The sequence below is a fragment of the Rhodococcus sp. 05-340-2 genome (genome assembly GCF_002258915.1).
GTDB lineage: Bacteria > Actinomycetota > Actinomycetes > Mycobacteriales > Mycobacteriaceae > Rhodococcoides.
The window spans coordinates 368,738-385,058 of sequence record NZ_NOYU01000022.1 but is presented as its reverse complement, the minus strand read 5'-3'; the positions used below and the strand labels follow the sequence as shown (position 1 = coordinate 385,058).

17 protein-coding genes are annotated in these 16,321 nt (G+C 66.5%); 9 read left to right on the top strand and 8 right to left on the bottom strand.

Going from position 1 to position 16,321, the window contains the following annotated elements; genetic code table 11:
- Positions 1–97 precede the first annotated feature (97 nt).
- Positions 98–1,501 carry an NAD(P)H-quinone dehydrogenase gene (locus CH271_RS12490; protein ID WP_037188122.1) on the bottom strand — a complete coding sequence of 468 codons (1,404 nt, stop codon included), beginning with the start codon at positions 1,499–1,501 and terminating at the stop codon, positions 98–100.
- A gap of 181 nt (positions 1,502–1,682) precedes the next feature.
- Between CH271_RS12490 and CH271_RS12485 the strand changes: the two genes are divergently transcribed.
- Positions 1,683–2,147: a gamma-glutamylcyclotransferase gene (locus CH271_RS12485; protein ID WP_037188123.1), complete on the top strand. Its 465-nt coding sequence runs from the start codon at positions 1,683–1,685 to the stop codon at positions 2,145–2,147.
- Positions 2,148–2,160: 13 nt separating this feature from the next.
- On the opposite strand, the gene CH271_RS12480 is transcribed toward CH271_RS12485, so the two are convergent.
- From CH271_RS12480 to CH271_RS12465, 4 genes are all read right to left on the bottom strand, one after another.
- Entirely contained in the window at positions 2,161–2,625 is a 465-nt protein-coding gene (locus CH271_RS12480; RefSeq protein WP_094633756.1) for an SAM-dependent methyltransferase, read from the bottom strand.
- Positions 2,626–2,639: 14 nt separating this feature from the next.
- Positions 2,640–3,803 carry a M20 family metallopeptidase gene (locus CH271_RS12475; RefSeq protein ID WP_094633755.1) on the bottom strand — a complete coding sequence of 388 codons (1,164 nt, stop codon included), beginning with the start codon at positions 3,801–3,803 and terminating at the stop codon, positions 2,640–2,642.
- Positions 3,800–4,963, bottom strand: coding sequence for a M20 family metallopeptidase (locus CH271_RS12470; RefSeq protein WP_094633819.1), 1,164 nt, complete (start codon positions 4,961–4,963; stop codon positions 3,800–3,802). Before CH271_RS12470 ends, CH271_RS12475 begins: the two co-directional genes overlap by 4 nt.
- 112 nt (positions 4,964–5,075) lie before the next feature.
- Positions 5,076–5,780: an enoyl-CoA hydratase/isomerase family protein gene (locus CH271_RS12465; protein WP_094633754.1), complete on the bottom strand. Its 705-nt coding sequence runs from the start codon at positions 5,778–5,780 to the stop codon at positions 5,076–5,078.
- Here CH271_RS12465 and CH271_RS12460 point away from each other — a divergent pair.
- Both CH271_RS12460 and CH271_RS12455 read left to right on the top strand, forming a co-directional pair.
- Positions 5,779–6,681, top strand: coding sequence for a purine-nucleoside phosphorylase (locus CH271_RS12460; RefSeq protein WP_373453612.1), 903 nt, complete (start codon positions 5,779–5,781; stop codon positions 6,679–6,681). The genes CH271_RS12465 and CH271_RS12460 overlap by 2 nt on opposite strands.
- On the top strand, positions 6,678–8,279 hold the full coding sequence (locus CH271_RS12455) for a phospho-sugar mutase (protein ID WP_094633753.1): 1,602 nt from the start codon (positions 6,678–6,680) through the stop codon (positions 8,277–8,279). The genes CH271_RS12460 and CH271_RS12455 overlap by 4 nt, the downstream gene beginning before the upstream one ends.
- A gap of 18 nt (positions 8,280–8,297) precedes the next feature.
- On the opposite strand, the gene CH271_RS12450 is transcribed toward CH271_RS12455, so the two are convergent.
- Together CH271_RS12450 and upp are read right to left on the bottom strand one after the other, a co-directional pair.
- Positions 8,298–9,146, bottom strand: a complete 849-nt coding sequence (locus CH271_RS12450; RefSeq protein WP_256986388.1) for a DUF2797 domain-containing protein — start codon at positions 9,144–9,146, stop codon at positions 8,298–8,300.
- 80 nt (positions 9,147–9,226) lie between these two features.
- A complete protein-coding gene (gene upp / locus CH271_RS12445) occupies positions 9,227–9,850 on the bottom strand; it encodes a uracil phosphoribosyltransferase (RefSeq protein ID WP_037188128.1) in 624 nt (207 codons plus the stop codon).
- Positions 9,851–9,983: 133 nt separating this feature from the next.
- Here upp and CH271_RS12440 point away from each other — a divergent pair, with 133 nt between their 5' ends.
- The 5 genes from CH271_RS12440 to CH271_RS12425 are packed head-to-tail and all read left to right on the top strand — an operon-like array spanning position 9,984 to position 13,413.
- On the top strand, positions 9,984–10,340 hold the full coding sequence (locus tag CH271_RS12440; protein WP_143546048.1) for a type VII secretion target: 357 nt from the start codon (positions 9,984–9,986) through the stop codon (positions 10,338–10,340).
- Positions 10,341–10,346: 6 nt separating this feature from the next.
- Positions 10,347–11,471 carry a C40 family peptidase gene (locus CH271_RS12435; RefSeq protein ID WP_094633752.1) on the top strand — a complete coding sequence of 375 codons (1,125 nt, stop codon included), beginning with the start codon at positions 10,347–10,349 and terminating at the stop codon, positions 11,469–11,471.
- Positions 11,468–11,821, top strand: a complete 354-nt coding sequence (locus CH271_RS12430; RefSeq protein ID WP_094633751.1) for a hypothetical protein — start codon at positions 11,468–11,470, stop codon at positions 11,819–11,821. The genes CH271_RS12435 and CH271_RS12430 overlap by 4 nt, the downstream gene beginning before the upstream one ends.
- Positions 11,818–12,132, top strand: coding sequence for a YbaB/EbfC family nucleoid-associated protein (locus tag CH271_RS28830; protein ID WP_052047362.1), 315 nt, complete (start codon positions 11,818–11,820; stop codon positions 12,130–12,132). Before CH271_RS12430 ends, CH271_RS28830 begins: the two co-directional genes overlap by 4 nt.
- Before the next feature lie 15 nt (positions 12,133–12,147).
- The gene (locus CH271_RS12425; protein ID WP_179274866.1) at positions 12,148–13,413 is read left to right on the top strand and encodes a primosomal protein; all 1,266 of its coding nucleotides are present in this window, start codon (positions 12,148–12,150) and stop codon (positions 13,411–13,413) included.
- A gap of 21 nt (positions 13,414–13,434) precedes the next feature.
- On the opposite strand, the gene CH271_RS12420 is transcribed toward CH271_RS12425, so the two are convergent.
- The gene (locus CH271_RS12420; RefSeq protein WP_052047363.1) at positions 13,435–14,559 is read right to left on the bottom strand and encodes an adenosine deaminase; all 1,125 of its coding nucleotides are present in this window, start codon (positions 14,557–14,559) and stop codon (positions 13,435–13,437) included.
- A 244-nt stretch (positions 14,560–14,803) separates the two neighbouring features.
- Here CH271_RS12420 and CH271_RS12415 point away from each other — a divergent pair, with 244 nt between their 5' ends.
- Positions 14,804–16,306: an APC family permease gene (locus CH271_RS12415; protein WP_037188136.1), complete on the top strand. Its 1,503-nt coding sequence runs from the start codon at positions 14,804–14,806 to the stop codon at positions 16,304–16,306.
- The last annotated feature ends 15 nt before the right edge of the window (positions 16,307–16,321 follow it).

Sequence of the window (16,321 nt, the reverse complement as noted above, 5' to 3'; positions counted from 1 at the left end):
ATCCGCTGAGTCGAAGAAGGAGCGGACGGGTGTGTCCGCTCCTTCCGACTGTCTCACGTGCTACCGAAATATGAAACGCAGTTCTCACATTATGAGATCAGTCCAGATCGTCGTGCGCCATCAGCTGACGCGCGGCCTCGATGACCGAACCGGACAGCGACGGGTACACCGAGAACGTGTTGGCCAGGTCGTTGACCGAGAGGTTGTTCTGCACGGCCATCGCGATCGGCAGAATCAGCTCCGACGCACTCGGGGCGACCACGACGCCACCGATGACGACGCCGGTGGCCGGGCGGCAGAAGATCTTCACGAAACCACGCTTGAGTCCGCTCATCTTCGCTCGCGGATTTGTGGTCAGCGGCAGCATCACCACGCGCGCCGGTACTTCACCGGCGTCGATCTTGGACTGCGCGACGCCGACCGACGCGATCTCGGGCCGAGTGAACACCGCCGAGGCCACGGTCTTGAGCTTGATCGGGCTGACGGCCTGTCCCAGTGCGTGATACATCGCAATGCGTCCCTGCATCGCCGCGACCGAGGCCAGCGGCAGCAGACCGGTGCAGTCACCGGCTGCATAGATGCCCGCGACGGCAGTACGCGAGACGCGATCCACCCGCAGGTACCCGCCCTTGTCGAGTTCGATGCCGACGTTCTCGAGTCCCAGACCGGAGGTGTTGGGCACCGATCCGACGGTCATCAGCGCGTGACTGCCCTCGACGGTGCGGCCGTCCGAGAGCGTCACGAGAACACCGTTGTCGGTGCGGACCACGGAATCGGCGCGGGCGTGCTTGACGAGGGTGACGCCACGTTCGTTGAACGCGTCCTCGAGCACCAGCGCGGCATCCTCGTCCTCGTGCGGAAGGACGCGGTCGCGGCTCGAGACCGCGGTGACCTTGACGCCCATCTCGGTGTAGGCGGAGACGAACTCGGCACCGGTCACACCGGATCCGACGACCACCAGGTGCTCGGGGAGGGCCTCGAGGTCGTAGAGCTGACGCCAGTTGAGGATTCGTTCGCCGTCGGGTTCGGCTCCCTTGACCACGCGGGGGCGGGCTCCGGTCGCGATGAGCACCACATCGGCGTCGAGGATGCGCTCTTCGCCGTCGGCGAGCACTGCCTTGATCTGGTGCGAGGCCATCCCGACATGGGTGTCGATCATCTCGGCGCGTCCGGCCAGCAGTTGCACGCCGACGGAGGTGACGCGGTGGGCGATGTCGGAGGACTGCGCCTGCGCGAGGCTCTTCACGCGGTCGTGAATCTTCGGCAACGCGACGGCGGCCTGCGATGGATCGAGCGAAATGCCCAGGTCGCTGGCTCGACGCATCTCGGTGCGAATGCCGGTCGAGGCGATGAACGTCTTCGACGGCACGCAGTCCCAGAGAACGCAGGCACCGCCGATACCGTCGGAATCGACGAGCGTCACCTCTCCGCCGTGCTGTGCGGCAACCAACGCTGCTTCGTACCCTGCCGGACCACCACCGATGATCACAATCCGGGTCATTGATCCTCTTCTCGCATGCTCGAAATCTCTCGTCGTGTCGCGTCAACGGTATTCCAGAGGCTGCCCTCCCGCGTCTTCAGGGCTGGCCTGCCTCGCCCCGCAGGAGGGCGGACCTGGGGCGACGCACCGAAACACGACCACGAGGCGTCAGTGGGTACCGATACGGTTTAGGCTGGCCGACGTGCCAATTTATGCCGCCTACGGATCCAACATGCATCCGGAGCAGATGTTGCAGCGATGCCCTCACTCGCCCCTGTCGGGAACCGGGTGGCTGCACGGATGGCGGTTGACCTTCGGCGGTGGCGACATCGGTTGGGAAGGCGCACTGGCCACGGTCGTGGAGGATCCCGACTCCCAGGTCTTCGTCGTGCTCTACGACGTATCCGAGGAGGACGAGGAGAGCCTGGATCGCTGGGAGGGCTCGGAACTCGGTATTCACCGGAAGATCCGGCTGCGCATCGAGACCGGCCGGGAGCCGGTACTCGCCTGGATGTACGTACTCGACGCCTACGAGGGCGGCCTGCCGTCGGCGCGCTACCTCGGCGTCATGGCAGAGGCAGCCGAAATTGCCGGTGCCCCAGCCGAATACGTGCGAGACCTACGAACCCGCAACAGCCGCAACGTCGGTCCCGGTACCGCCTCGTAGCTCGAGAGACGGATCAGAAGTAGTTCTTCATGACCGACGCCACCCACGTCGGTTCCTTCACGTCTTCACGCTCGGGAACCATCGACTGCAGGAACGGCTTGACGTCCAACACCGGTGTGCCGTCGATCGCGTCGAGACCTCGGACTCGGATGCGCAGTCCGGCCACGTCGACGATCTCGCACCGCGACACCCCGAGATGATTGGGCCGGTCCTTGACCCGTTGAGCGAGGACGCCTACCCGAGGAAGCGTCGTGTCACCGCGGGGGTGCCGCGAACCGGTCGTCGTCGCGGCCGGATCGCACAGGTGGAAGCCGTAGACCACTTCGAGGTGGGAGAACTCGGCGAGACCGAGGGTCGCGTCGGCGTCGAGGACAGTGTCGTGGAGTTCGATGACGGACTCGACCGATCCCCAGTTGTCGTCCACCACCTCGGCGCGATCGGATCTGACGACCCCGATCGGCGACACGTCGAATGCCATCTCTTCTCCTGCCTCTAGGTCGGATCCAGCGCGATTCCGGTCATCACCTTCACGCCCACGGCCAGTGCTCGTTCGTCGAGATCGAAGGTGGGTTGGTGGATGTCGAGTTGTGGTCCGGTGCCCGGCCACACACCGAGTCGAGCCATCGCGCCCGGTACTCGTTCGAGGTACCACGAGAAATCCTCGCCACCGCCGGACTGCGCGGTGTCGGCCAACGCGTCGGGTCCGACCCGGCCGATCGCCTTCTCGAACGTGTGCGTGGAGGCCGCATCGTTCACCACGGGAGGCACGCCGCGACGGTAGTGCAACTCGAACTGCACCCCGGTGGGTGCCAGCAAGCCGGTGACGATCTCGCGGACCAGCGGTTCGAGCAATGCCCAGGTCTCGTGGTCGCCGGTGCGGACGGTACCGGTCAGCATGCCGGTCTGCGGTATGGCATTGGGGGCCTGGCCCGCGACCACCGCTCCCCACACCATGACCGTGCTGGTCCGCGGGTCGATTCGCCTGCTCAACATTCCGGGCAGACCGGTGATGACGGTGCCCAGTGCGTAGATGAGATCGGTGGTCAGGTGCGGACGAGAGGTGTGTCCGCCGGGTGAATCCAGCCGAAGCTCGACGGTATCGGCCGCAGAGGTGATCGCACCGAGGCGCAGGCCGACCTGCCCCACCTCGAGCCGCGGATCACAGTGCAGCGCAAAGATCTTGGTGACGCCGTCGAGCGCGCCCGCGGCCACCGCGTCGAGGGCACCGCCAGGCATGACCTCCTCGGCGGGCTGAAAGATCAGGCGCACCCCGTACTGCAGGTCCGGCAATGACGCCAGCGCCAGCCCGGTCGCGAGCAGCACCGTGGTGTGCGCGTCGTGCCCACAGGCGTGCGACACCCCAGGCACGGTCGACGAGTACACCGCGCCGGTGTTCTCCTGCAGCGGCAGGGCGTCCATGTCCGCCCGCAACGCCACCCGGGGACCGTCGGGTCCGATGTCGCAGATCAACCCCGTTCCGCCGGGGAGCGGCTTGGGCGACAGACCCGCTGCTTCGAGATGCTCCATCACGAACGCGGTGGTGGCGAACTCGCGTCGAGCGAGTTCGGGATTGGCGTGAATGTGCCGACGCCACTGAGACAGATCGGAAGTATGCGCGTTGATCCACCGATCGATCGCGTCTTCGCGGGTACTCACGACTGCGCCGCCGAGCGAGCGATCACGCCGTCGAGCAGGCGGGCGCGAGTACCGGGATCGGCTGCGGCACGCGCGGCAGTTCTGGCGAGACCGAGAGCTCCGTCGAGCAACGCTCGATCGGCCGACTCGGTGACACACGCCGCGGCGAACTCCGGCTGATGCGTCACCGCCCCTCCTGCATCGAGTCCGACGACGGGATGAATACCGGGTAGAACATTCGTCACGTTTCCCATGTCTGTGCTGCCCAACGGGCGAAATCCTTCCAAATCCGGAGCCAGGGGCGATCGGCCCAACGCTTCGATCTCCTGCCGAAAAGCTGCGACCAGCCACGAATCGGGTGTCAACGCCGCATAGGTGGGCGACACCGTGCGGATCTCGTGAGTGCACCCCGTGGCGATCGCTCCTGCCTCGAAACACGCGTACGTCTTCGCCGTCAGAGCGTGCAGCGATTCGGTGGTGTTCGCGCGCAGGTAGTAGAGCAACTCGGCGTGGCCGGGCACGATGTTCGGTGCCACACCCCCGTCGCTGACGATGCCGTGCAACTGCTGACCCGGCGAGAGGTGCTGCCGCAGCAGCCCGAGTGCCACCTGACTGATGGTCACCGCATCGCCCGCGTTGATTCCCCATTCGGGAGCTGCCGAGGCGTGCGCGGCACGGCCGGTGAACTTCACGGCGATGTCCGCCAGCGCCAGCGAGGTCGCACCCACGATGTCGAAGGGGCCGGGATGGACCATCAACGCCGCGCCGACGCCGTCGAACACTCCTCGCTCGAGCATCAACACCTTGCCGCCGCCGGTCTCCTCGGCCGGGGTGCCGAGCACTCGCACGGTGATGCCGAGAGCGTCGGCGACCGGCGCGAGCGCGAGCGCTGCACCCACAGCCGAGGCCGCGATGATGTTGTGCCCGCACGCATGACCGATCTCGGGCAGAGCGTCGTACTCCGCGCAGATACCGATCACCAGATCGCCGCTTCCGAACGACGCGGTGAACGCGGTGTCCATGCCTGCGACGGCCGCCTCGACCTCGAAATCGTGGGCTCGGAGCGTATCGAGGATCTTGGCGACGCTGCGATGTTCGGCGAACGCCAGCTCCGGTTCCGCGTGAATCGAGTGCGAGAGCGCGACCACTTCGTCGGTGGCGGTGGCCAGGGCGCGGTCCATCGCCTCGCCCACGGCAGCACTGTTCGTTTCGTCGATCACGAGAGACAGTGTGTCACTAGCGCGACCGAGTGTCGGAACAGCTGTGCTTCAGTCGTGGGTGAAGTCGGTCCTGCTACTTCCCGAAGCTGAAGTTGCTGTCGTCGGTCGCGGTGTTCAGCGCGGCGAGCAGATCCACGTGCATACGACTCTTGATCCCGGCCAGGTTCGCACCTCGGGTGCTCGTCAACGCGGCCGCCTTGGCGACCGCGTCGGACACCAACGACTCCTCCGACGCCGTCGCCTCGGCGATTCCGGCGGCCACGGCGTCGGCACCGCCGTAACGGCGACCGGTCGTCATGGCCTCGACGGCGGTCTGCTTGGGCAGCCGGGAGTTGATCAGAGCAGACATTCCGACGGTGAACGGCATGTTCAGGTTCACCTCGGGCAGGCAGTAGAAGCCGCGATCGACGCGCTGGATGCGGAAGTCGTGCGAGGTGGCGAACATCGCGCCCGCGCCGAATGCGTGCCCCTGCACCGCGGCGACGGTGGCCATCGGAAACGCCAGGAGCCGGGTGTAGAGAGTGTGCACGCGGTCGAGGTACCAGGTGATCTTGTCCAGGTTGGCGAACAGCCAGTCGGTGTCGAGGCCGTTGCTGTAGAACTTGCCCGCCGACGTGGTGACCAGCGCGGCCGGACCGGTCGAGGCCTCGACCTCGTCGAGCAACGCATGGGTGGCGTCGATCCAGTCCGGATGGAACCGATTCTCGGGATTGTCCGCCCCGTTCTGGGCACCGAGGAACAGGATGTGGACGTCGCCGTCGCGTTCGAGATAAGGCATGCAGCGGATACTACCCAACAGTAACTTCCGCCGGTCGCACATCCGTGGCGTCGATCTCCTACTGTTGTTCATCGTGGCAACAACCGACGCACATGCGACCGACCCCGTGACCGATCCGGAGGGTGCCGCGCGCACCGCCGCCGACGCACTCGCCGCGGCAACCGGAGTCGACACCCACACCGTGGCCATCGTTCTCGGTTCCGGATGGCAGGCGGCAGCCGACGTCTTCGGCTCCCCCACCGCAACCGTGCGCATGGCCGACCTGCCCGGTTTCGCGCCACCGTCGGCGTCCGGCCACTCCGGCACCATCACCTCGGTGGACGTCGGCGGCACCCACACCCTGCTGCTGCAGGGACGCACACATGCCTACGAGGGGCACGACCTGCGACGCGTCGTGCATCCCGTGCGTACCGCGATCGCGGCAGGTGCCACGACCGTCGTGCTCACCAACGCTGCAGGCGGTATCCGAGACGGCATGAGCGTCGGACAGCCCGTGCTGATCTCGGACCACCTCAACCTGACGGCTCGCTCGCCCCTCGTCGGGGCCGAGTTCGTCGATCTGGTCGACGCGTACTCCCCCGAACTCCGGGCCCTTGCGGCCGAGATCGATCCGTCGCTCGAGGACGGCGTCTATGCAGGCCTGCCCGGTCCGCACTACGAGACGCCCGCCGAGATCAGGATGCTGCGCACGCTCGGCGCAGACCTCGTGGGTATGTCGACGGTGCACGAGACGATTGCCGCACGAGCGAAAGGCGCACGCGTCCTGGGCATCTCGCTGGTGACCAATCTCGCGGCCGGCATGACCGGAGAGCATCTGAACCACACCGAAGTACTCGCTGCCGGCAAGGAGTCCGCTGCCCGCATGGGAGCGCTCCTGCACGAATTGGTCTCCCGCCTGTGACCGAGGATCTCACCGAGCGAGTACAACGATGGATCGCAGGCGATCCCGACCCCGCTGCTCGCGAGGAACTCGACGGTCTGTCCGATGCCGAACTCGCCGACAGGTTCAGCGGTCCCCTGACGTTCGGTACCGCAGGTCTTCGTGGCCCGGTGCGCGCGGGACCCAACGGAATGAACGTGGCGGTGGTGACGAAGACCTCGGCCGGCATCGCGGCCTGGTTGATCGAGAACGGTCTGGGCGGGTCCACGGTCGTGGTCGGTCGCGACGCCAGGAACGGCTCCGAACAGTTCGCATTCGCGGCCGCCGAAACCTTCTCCGCCCAGGGCTTTTCCGTGGTGATGCTGCCTCGGCCGCTACCGACCCCCGTCGTCGCCTTCGCGGTACGGGCACTCGATGCCGAGCTCGGCGTGCAGATCACCGCGTCGCACAATCCCGCCGCGGACAACGGGTACAAGGTGTATCTCCGCGGCGGCTCGCAACTGATCCCGCCGAGCGACGCCCAGATCGAAGCGCTCATCGCGGCCACTCCGGACGCGATCGAGGTTCCGCGCGCGATCGTCCAGCCCGGCGGCTCCGACATCGCGGCTCGATATCTCGATTCGGTTGTTGCACTGCCACATTCGACGCGTCGAGACATCCGAATCGCACTCACCCCACTGCACGGCGTCGGCGGTGAGCTCGCAATGGCAGCACTACGCGGTGCGGGGTTCCGCGATGTCCAGGTGGTCGAGGAGCAGTTCGAGCCCGATCCAGCGTTTCCGACCGTCACGTTTCCCAACCCCGAGGAGCCCGGAGCTGCCGACGCCGTGCTCGCGTTGGCGGCGGACATCGACGCCGATATCGCGATCGCCCTCGACCCCGATGCCGATCGCTGTGCGGTCGGGGTGCCTACGGACAGCGGGTGGCGCATGCTGACCGGCGACGAGACCGGGGCCCTGCTCGCGAACCATCTCCTCGCCGATGCGCCCGCCGACTCACTGGTGGCCAACACGATCGTCTCGTCGCAACTGCTCTCGGCGCTCGCTCCGGCGCGCGGCGCGCGCTATGCCCGCACCCTGACCGGATTCAAATGGCTCGTCCGCGCGGGCGAGGGCCTCGTGTACGCCTACGAGGAAGCCATCGGGCACTGCGTCGATCCGAACGTGGTGCGAGACAAGGACGGTATCTCGGCCGCGGTGGTGCTCGCAGATCTGGCCGCCGGCCTGAAGCAGGATCGTCGCACCCTGCTCGACGTGCTCGACGACCTCGCGGTCGAGTTCGGGGTTCACCTGGGTGCGCAGGTCTCGCGGCGGGTCGACGACCTCGCCGAGATCGGGAACATGATGCACCGGTTGCGCAGCGCACCGCCGACGGAACTGGCCGGGCGGGCCGTCACCGCGTCGGACTACGCCCAGCGCGACGACGAATTACGCACCGACGCAGTCGAGATCAGCGGATCGGGCCTGCGGGTGATCGTGCGGCCCTCCGGCACCGAACCCAAACTCAAGGCCTACCTCGAGGTGATCGAGCCGGTCGACGGCCCCGAAGACCTGCCGAGAGCGCGGGCGGCAGCAGCCGAGGTTCTGGCCGAACTGACCGACTTCGCCCAGCACCTCTAGCCGTCGACGACCCGAACCTCAGAACAGCGCCGACTGCACCGCGGGCAGATCGGACGTGAAGGCCCCGAGTTCGATTCGCCGACCCTTCAATGCCGCAAGATCCACGACGTAGGTCTCGTCGTCGACCGTCGCGATCACCGCCTGCCCGACGCATGTCCTGATCTCGAGTCCTTGCGAGCCGGTTGCGACATCGGCGGGGTAGGCGACGCGGCTGACGTTCTCGCTCAACGCCTCCCGGCCTGCGGGCGGAGCCCATGGTTCGTCGATCGGGGTGCATCCGGCAATGCCTGCCTCGGTCAGCATCTCGCGGACCTGCTGGGCCCGGGCAGCGGTGGCGGCATCGAGCCTGTCCACGTCGATCGGCAGACACAGCGAGGCGGCTTTCGCCGCGGACCTCACCGCCTGCCGTAGCCCCATCGATTCGGTCACGAGATCCTCGGCAACCCGGACGGCCTTTCCGTCGTCGGCATGGGCGACGTACTGCGCGCAGATGGCACCTTGCTCGGCGAGCCGGCCCCATTTGCGCGTGTCCGCCGCCGTCCCGATCTTGAAGGTGCCGTTGGCGAACGCCGCCAGATACAGCCAATGCGGTTGCATGACATGCTTTTCCAGATCACGCGAGACGAATCCGCTGCGATGCACGGTGTGCACGAATCGAAAGCTGTCCTTGTCGGCGCACGTCGCGCACTGCCCCGACGCGACGGCCCGCTCCCGGCCGGGGCACGGCACGTAGCGCGGCGGGCCGTCGGCCCGAAATGCCATGCGCCCGGTGCAGTACCGATCGGTCGACGCACCCAGCGCGCGGAAGCCGAGCCTGCAGCCGACCAGTTCGTGGAACTCGATCTGCTCGGTGTCGACGTCGAGCACCCGCAATCTCGGGCGCGGTGCAGGTGCTGCCTCCGAGGGCCAGGAGACGCCGAGAACCAATCGATCTGCGACAGAGGGAGTCAGCGCGGACCGAACTGGCGATCGCCCGCGTCACCGAGGCCGGGAACGATGAAGGCGTTGTCGTTGAGACCGTCGTCGATGCTCGCTGCCACCAGTCGCACCGGCAGACCCGAGGCTTCGAGCGCGGCAACTCCTTCGGGAGCGGCAACGACGCAGATGGCGGTCACGTCCGCCGCGCCACGGCCGACGAGCAGTTCGATGGTGTGGACCATGGATCCGCCGGTGGCGAGCATCGGGTCCAGTACGTAGACGGGCGTCTGCGACAGGTCGTCGGGCAGAGATTCCATGTACGGCACGGGCTGGTGAGTTTCTTCGTCTCGGGCCATTCCGACAAAACCGACGCGAGACTGCGGGATGAGGCTGCTGGCCTTCTCGACCATGCCGAGGCCTGCGCGCAGGACCGGGACCAGCAACGGCGGTCGTGCCAGCCTGGTGCCCTCGGTGACTGCGACGGGTGTGCGTACCTCGAAGGTGTCGATCGCAGCATCGCGGGTGGCCTCGTAGACCAGCATGTGGGTGAGCTGGCGCAGAGCCGACCGGAACGTGGCGTTGTCGCTGCGCTCGTCCCGCATCGTGGTGAGCAGGGCTGCGGCCAGTGGGTGATCGACCACGTGTGTTTCCATGCCGACAAGGATAGGACTTCGGTGGCAGGACGCGAACGGCAACTCGGGGGAACCGAATGGCAAGTACCCGCGTCGAACCAGTTGGGCGTCGCACTCGGCGACCGTCGATCGATCGCATTCTCAGGGGGCACCGATGGCCGAGCTCGTCGTCGAAACCGAGGGGGTCCTCGCATACGGTGCGGTGGCGTCGACCATGGCCGAACAGATCGCCGCGGCAGGTGCTGCCGCCGCCGCATGCGGACCCGCGGTGCTGGCTCCGGTCTTCGGTCTGATCGGACAGGAATTTCTCGGTGCGGTCACCGGCACCCATCTGGCGCACACCGACGCCGTGGTGCGCCTGGCGGGCACGGTGGCGAGCATCGGTTCCGCGGCCACCGCATCCGCGGTGTCGTACGCCCTCACCGATGCAGGCACCGGCGCAACCCTTGCGGCCTCGGCCGCTGATACCACCGTGGCCTCGGCCGCCGGTGTCGCGCAGGACGCGAGGTAAACGCCGATGATCGATCTGCTGGCCCGTCCCATCGTCGATCTGCTCGGAGCCTTCGGCAACGGTGAGCTCCCCACCGGCGGTCCGGCCGACGTGCTGCGTGTGTCCTCGGCAGCGATCGAGGCGGCGCAGGGAATCGGCAGGGTCGCGATCACCGAGCTCGCTGCGAACTGGAACGGTGACGCCGCCGACGCGGCCATTCGGTACGCCGAGAACGCTCATAGGAGCGCCATCGCCCTCGCCGACCACGCCGACGACATCGCTGCCGTCGTCGATCAGGCCTGCCGCGACGCCACTCGAGGCTTCCTGGAACTGCAGTCGATCGTCCGATCGTTCGTAGGAATCGCACTGTCGGCCGGGCCGATCATCGCCACCCCGGCCGGCCAGACCATGCTGATCACGGCGGCCATCGAACACCTCGAGCGAGCTCTCGTGGTGGTGGCGCGCGTTCGGGGCGAATTGGCCGTCCACTCCGCGAGAGTCGGTGAACTGGCCGCTCCCCCGACAGTTCCCGCCCCCGTGGGCGGCGGACCGACACCGACCCCCGGCTCCCCCTCGAATCTCATGACCTCGCCCGCGACATCACAGGTGATCGAGGCAGGCGAGAAGCTGGCGAAGACGTTCGCGCAGTCCGTCTCCTCCCATGCCGCCGGAGCCGAGTCGCCGAGCATCGGCGGCGCACAGAACTACCTGGGCAATCCGGGCGCCGATCCCTCCCCGACCCCGGACAGCACCGGCCGGGGAGTCGAGATACGACTACCCGACGGCAGTACCGTCACCGCACCCAATGCCGAAGCCGCAGGTGCCGTCCGCAGCGCGCTGACCCAGCAGGGTGTGCCCTACGCGTGGGGCGGCACCACGCCGGGCAGCGGGCTCGACTGCAGCGGGCTGACCCAGTGGGCGTACGCACAGCAGGGCGTCGAGATCCCGCGTCTGGCACAGGAACAGGACATCGGCTCCGCCGTGGCACCGGGTGAGGTGATGCCCGGTGACCTCGCAGTCTGGGACGGGCACGTGGCCATGGTCATCGGCAACGGTCAGCTCGTCGAGGCAGGCGACCCCGTACAGGTGGGACCGATCAGAACGACCAACAGCGGTATGGGCTTCAAGGGCTTCTACCGTCCGACCGAATGAAGGGCCGGCCAGTGACGGACTCGGACATCACCGTCGTCAGCGCGGTATCGGGTACGCGATCGGGATCGGTGACCGTGCGCGCCACCGAACACGGACTGCCGATCGGGATCGCGATCGACGAACGCGAACTGCGTTACGGCGGAGGCGCATTGGCGTCGGCAATTCTCGAGCACTGCGTACGGGCGAGTGCGGCAGCACGAGCCCAGCGCCGCACCCTCCTCGCCGAGGAGGGCGTTCCCACCGAGGTTCTCGATCGTCTCGGTCTGCCCACCCGTGCCCGAGTCGCCGCCGAAGCGAACGCCGATCTCGCAGAGGACTCCGCACCCACGAGTTGGTTGAAGCAGGTATGACCCACGCCCACACCACCGAACTCGACGCTCTGGTCGGCAGCGCCCAGCACCGGCTGGATGCACTCCGCGAAACGCACGAGCGACTGGACCGCATCAGAATTCGACTCACCTCGCCGGACAACCTGGTGACCGTGGTCGCCGATGGATCAGGAGCCCTGGTCGAGCTCGAACTAGCCGAGAACCTCGGATCGATTGCCGCTCACGCACTCGCGTCGACGATCACCGCAGTGGCTGCCGACGCTGCACGTGCGGCGCTCGACCAGCGCGAGGCGATCCTGCAAAGTCTGCAGGGTTCGTTCACAGACTCCTGAGATAGGCTTCGCGCCATGGCTGGAGACATCATCCCGATCGAACTCGGTCTCACCGCCGGTGACTTCTCGACACTGTGGGCACCGGAGTGGCGAGAAGGCGACGACGAGTGGGAGGCATTCCTCGGACACGAGGAAGACCTGTACGGATTCTCGACCGTCGCAGAGCTCGCGGCATTCGTCAGATCCGACGACGACAACGATCTCGTCGATCATCCGTCGTGGACGGTGGTCTCCGCACTCGCCGCACACGAGCTCGAGCCCGACGATCTGCACCGCTTCGATCTGGTGGCGGTGCCGGAGTTGGTGGCCTCCGATCCCGAGGCCGACGTTCTCGCCGAACTGCAGGCCACCTTCGACATCGTTTCCTCCATCGGCGATGTCTGCGAATTGCGACCTGTCACAAGCTTTTTCGGCTCCAACCCGTTCGTCGGTGCCGTCGGCGGAGGCGTGGAGAACTTCCTCGGTCGCGAGGGCGGCGAACTGTGGGACCGCATCGGTGCAGCGGTCGCCAAACACTGGGACGACGTGCTCGACGCAGTCGACTCCATCGTCACCTCCCCCGCTGTCGACTCCGCAGCCGTAGCCGTCGCCGAGGCCGAGATCACCGCAGCCGCCGAGAACGCCGTCGACGCCGATGACGTCACCGACGACATCGACTCCGATTCGGACGACGAAGACGAAGACGACTCCGCCGAGGTGGACCGCGATCCGATCGCCGCTGCCGCAGCCGAAGAAACGTTCTGGACCACGGTCGGCATCGACCCGATTCGCATCATCACCTCGGACGACACGCTCTACACCCTGCGGTGCTACCTCGGCGACAAGCCGGTGTTCCTCGGCCGCGGCGGTGCCATCAGCGTCTTCGGTTCCGAGCGTTCGTTGGCCCGGTATCTGGCCGACGATCACGATCATGATCTGGCGCAGGTCAGCACTTACTCCGATGTTCAGACCGCAGCCATCGACGGCTCCCTCGACATCACGATCACCGACGACAACGTGTACGTGCTGCCCGGCCTCGCCGACGACCTCGCAGACGGGCCAACCGCAGTCGACGTCGAACAACTCGACCTGGCCGTCGAATTGTTCACCGACGCCGCCGATTTCGCCGGTGACGATTCGGTCGACGAGGCTCTCGCCACGTCCACCCCGCTGGGTTGGTACGTCTCGTACGCCCTCGAGCCCAGTCCCGACCGGCTCGCTCCGAGCGCACCGTTCGACGTCGAGGCCGAAGCATGGCGCGCCCTCGAGCGTGAGTTCGAGAGCCGACTGCGCAAGAAGTAGCCGGCCGCCGGGTCTGGTCGATCAGCCGATCAGAACTGCGTAACCGGGCTTGATGACGTCGTCGATGAGCGCCAGCCGCTCGTCGAACGGCAGGAACGCCGACTTCATCGCGTTGATGGTGAAGCGCTCGAGATCGCTCCAGCCGTAGCCGAAGGTCTCGACGAGCTTGGCCATCTCGCGACTCATCGAGGTATCGCTCATCAACCGGTTGTCGGTGTTGACGGTGACTCGGAATCGCAATCGGGCAAGCAGATCGAACGGGTGCGTCGCCAACGATTCGACGGCTCCGGTCTGGACGTTGGAGCTCGGGCACAGTTCGAGGGGCATTCTCGTGTCGCGGACGTACGCGGCGAGCAGACCGAGTTCGGGTGTGCCATCGGCACCGGTGGTGATGTCGTCGGTGATCCGGACCCCGTGACCGAGCCTGTCGGTGCCGCAGAATGCCACCGCTTCCTGGATCGACGGCAGACCGAACGCCTCTCCCGCGTGAATGGTGAAGTGCGCGTTGCTCGCTCGCATGTACTCGAAGGCGTCGAGGTGGCGACTGGGAGGAAAGCCCGCTTCGGCACCGGCGATGTCGAAGCCCACGACCCCACGGTCGCGGAACCGGACCGTCAGTTCGGCGATCTCCCGCGAACGCGCCGCGTGCCGCATCGCGGTGAGCAAGGTGCCGATCGTGATGTTCTTGCCCCGCACCTTGGCCGCGGAGATCCCTGCTTCGAAGCCGGCGAGCGTATGGGTGACGACCTCGTCGAGGGTCAGTCCGCGCTCGAGGTGCTGTTCCGGTGCGAAGCGCACCTCGGCGTACACGACGCCGTCGTCGGCCAGATCCTCGGCGCATTCGCGCGCCACTCGGAACAGCCCTTCGGGGGTCTGCATCACGGCGACGGTGTGCGCGAACGTCTCGAGGTACCGCACCAGCGAGCCACTGTCCGCGGCGTCGCGGAACCACTCGCCCAGCGCCGCACCGTCGGTGGCAGGAAGATCGCCGTAACCGCATTCGTCGGCCAGCTCCAACACGGTCTGCGGGCGGAGTCCGCCGTCGAGGTGATCGTGCAGCAATGCCTTGGGAGCTGTCCTGATCGACGCGAGATCGAGTGGCGCACTGCCACCGATCGAGGACTGAGTGTTCTCCGCGGTGCTCATGTGTCGACGGTAGCGTGCGGCTCCCGCGCACGCGCGCCTGTCATCGCCACTCGGCGAGTCCGCGGATTCCCCCGACGTCCGCCCCTTCCGCGACCCATTTCGTTGCATTGTTACTCCGATGAAAACAATTCCGTCGATACACAGCGGATCGGCGACGGAAATCGTAGTGTTCAGCACACACGCGCAGCCGATTCCGTCGGGTCCCCTCCGACGTCCTCGGTCGACTCGAACCTCGGAGAGACCTATGTCCACTGTGGAACCGCCGAACACCATTCCGGGTAAAGGGCTCAACACCGGCGCTCTCGGGCTGGTCGGCAACATCGTCATCGGCTTGTCGGCGGTAGCCCCGGCCTACAGCCTCGCCGCCACCCTCGGTTACGTGGTTCTGGCCGTCGGCGACAAAGCGCCCTCCATGTTTCTCATCGCCTTCGTTCCGATGCTGCTCACTGCCTTCGCATACCGCGAACTCGGTCGCGACACACCGGACTGCGGAACCTCGTTCACTTGGGGCACCAAGGCCTTCGGACCCTGGGTCGGTTGGATGGCCGGGTGGGGGCTGGCCGTGTCGGCGATCATCGTGCTGGCCAACGTCGCCGAGATCGCAGCCATCTATCTGTTCGAGTTCCTGGGCCTGTCGGGGTTGGCGGAGTCGACCGCGGCCAAGGTCGCTCTCGGTTCGTTCTTCATCGTCTCGATGACCTACGTCAGCTTCCGCGGCATCCTCATCAGCGAACGCATGCAGAACGTGCTGCTGGTCGTGCAGTTCGGAGTGCTCATCGGAGTCTCGGTGACGGCACTGGTGAAGGTGGGTACCGGAACCGCAGGACCGCAGGCCATCACGCCCCAGTGGAGTTGGTTGGTGCCCACCGGAGTGACGATGTCCGACGCGGCCCAGGCCATCATCCTGTGCATCTTCATCTACTGGGGATGGGATGCCTGCCTTGCCGTCGGCGAAGAAACGAAGGACTCGGAGAAGACGCCGGGACGGGCCGCAGTGATCACGACACTGATCCTCGTCGCTACGTACGTGCTCGTCGGATACGCCGTGCAGTCGTTCGCCGGGTTCGGCGATACCGGCATCGGCTTGAACAACCCGGACAACGTCGACGATGTGCTCACCATTCTCGGCGATCCGGTCGCCGGGTCGATCGTGGCGTCGCTGCTGTTGTTGACGGTCTCGATCTCGGCGCTGTCCTCGACGCAGACGACCATTCTGCCCACGGCCCGCGGAACCCTGTCGATGGCCGTGTACGAGGCCATTCCCAAGCGGTTCGCCAGCGTGCACCCCAAGTACATGACGCCCGGCTTCGGCACGCTCGTGATGGGTGCCGCAGCCCTGCTGTTCTACCTGGTGCTCACCTTCGTCAGCGCCAACGCATTGCAGGATTCGGTGGCCTCGCTCGGGCTCGCGGTCGCGTTCTACTACGGCATCACCGCGTATGCGTGCACGTGGTACTTCCGCCGGACGCTGCTGACGTCCGTGCGAAACCTGTTCATGCGCGGCATCTTCCCGTTCCTCGGCGGATTGTCGATGACGTGGGCGTTCGTGCAGAGCGCAATCGACATGATCAAGCCCGACTACGGTTACACCGTCTACGGTCCGATCGGCGGTGTGTTCGTCCTCGGCGTCGGCATGCTGGTACTCGGAATCCCGCTCATGCTGCTGTGCTTCGTGGGCAACAGGGACTTCTTCCAGGGCAAGACACTCACCGCGTCCACCGAAGTCAAGGTTCCGGACACTTACTAGAAGAGAAGGACCGAA

Coding starts and splice junctions, on each gene's coding strand:
- upp (WP_037188128.1), bottom strand. CDS start 9,850: ATGGAAACACACGTGGTCGATCACCCACTGGCCGCAGCCCTGCTCACC.
- CH271_RS12435 (WP_094633752.1), top strand. CDS start 10,347: ATGATCGATCTGCTGGCCCGTCCCATCGTCGATCTGCTCGGAGCCTTC.
- CH271_RS12415 (WP_037188136.1), top strand. CDS start 14,804: ATGTCCACTGTGGAACCGCCGAACACCATTCCGGGTAAAGGGCTCAAC.
- CH271_RS12470 (WP_094633819.1), bottom strand. CDS start 4,963: ATGGACCGCGCCCTGGCCACCGCCACCGACGAAGTGGTCGCGCTCTCG.
- CH271_RS12440 (WP_143546048.1), top strand. CDS start 9,984: ATGGCCGAGCTCGTCGTCGAAACCGAGGGGGTCCTCGCATACGGTGCG.
- CH271_RS12425 (WP_179274866.1), top strand. CDS start 12,148: ATGGCTGGAGACATCATCCCGATCGAACTCGGTCTCACCGCCGGTGAC.
- CH271_RS12420 (WP_052047363.1), bottom strand. CDS start 14,559: ATGAGCACCGCGGAGAACACTCAGTCCTCGATCGGTGGCAGTGCGCCA.
- CH271_RS12460 (WP_373453612.1), top strand. CDS start 5,779: ATGCAGCGGATACTACCCAACAGTAACTTCCGCCGGTCGCACATCCGT.
- CH271_RS12465 (WP_094633754.1), bottom strand. CDS start 5,780: ATGCCTTATCTCGAACGCGACGGCGACGTCCACATCCTGTTCCTCGGT.
- CH271_RS12430 (WP_094633751.1), top strand. CDS start 11,468: ATGAAGGGCCGGCCAGTGACGGACTCGGACATCACCGTCGTCAGCGCG.
- CH271_RS12490 (WP_037188122.1), bottom strand. CDS start 1,501: ATGACCCGGATTGTGATCATCGGTGGTGGTCCGGCAGGGTACGAAGCA.
- CH271_RS12480 (WP_094633756.1), bottom strand. CDS start 2,625: ATGGCATTCGACGTGTCGCCGATCGGGGTCGTCAGATCCGATCGCGCC.
- CH271_RS28830 (WP_052047362.1), top strand. CDS start 11,818: ATGACCCACGCCCACACCACCGAACTCGACGCTCTGGTCGGCAGCGCC.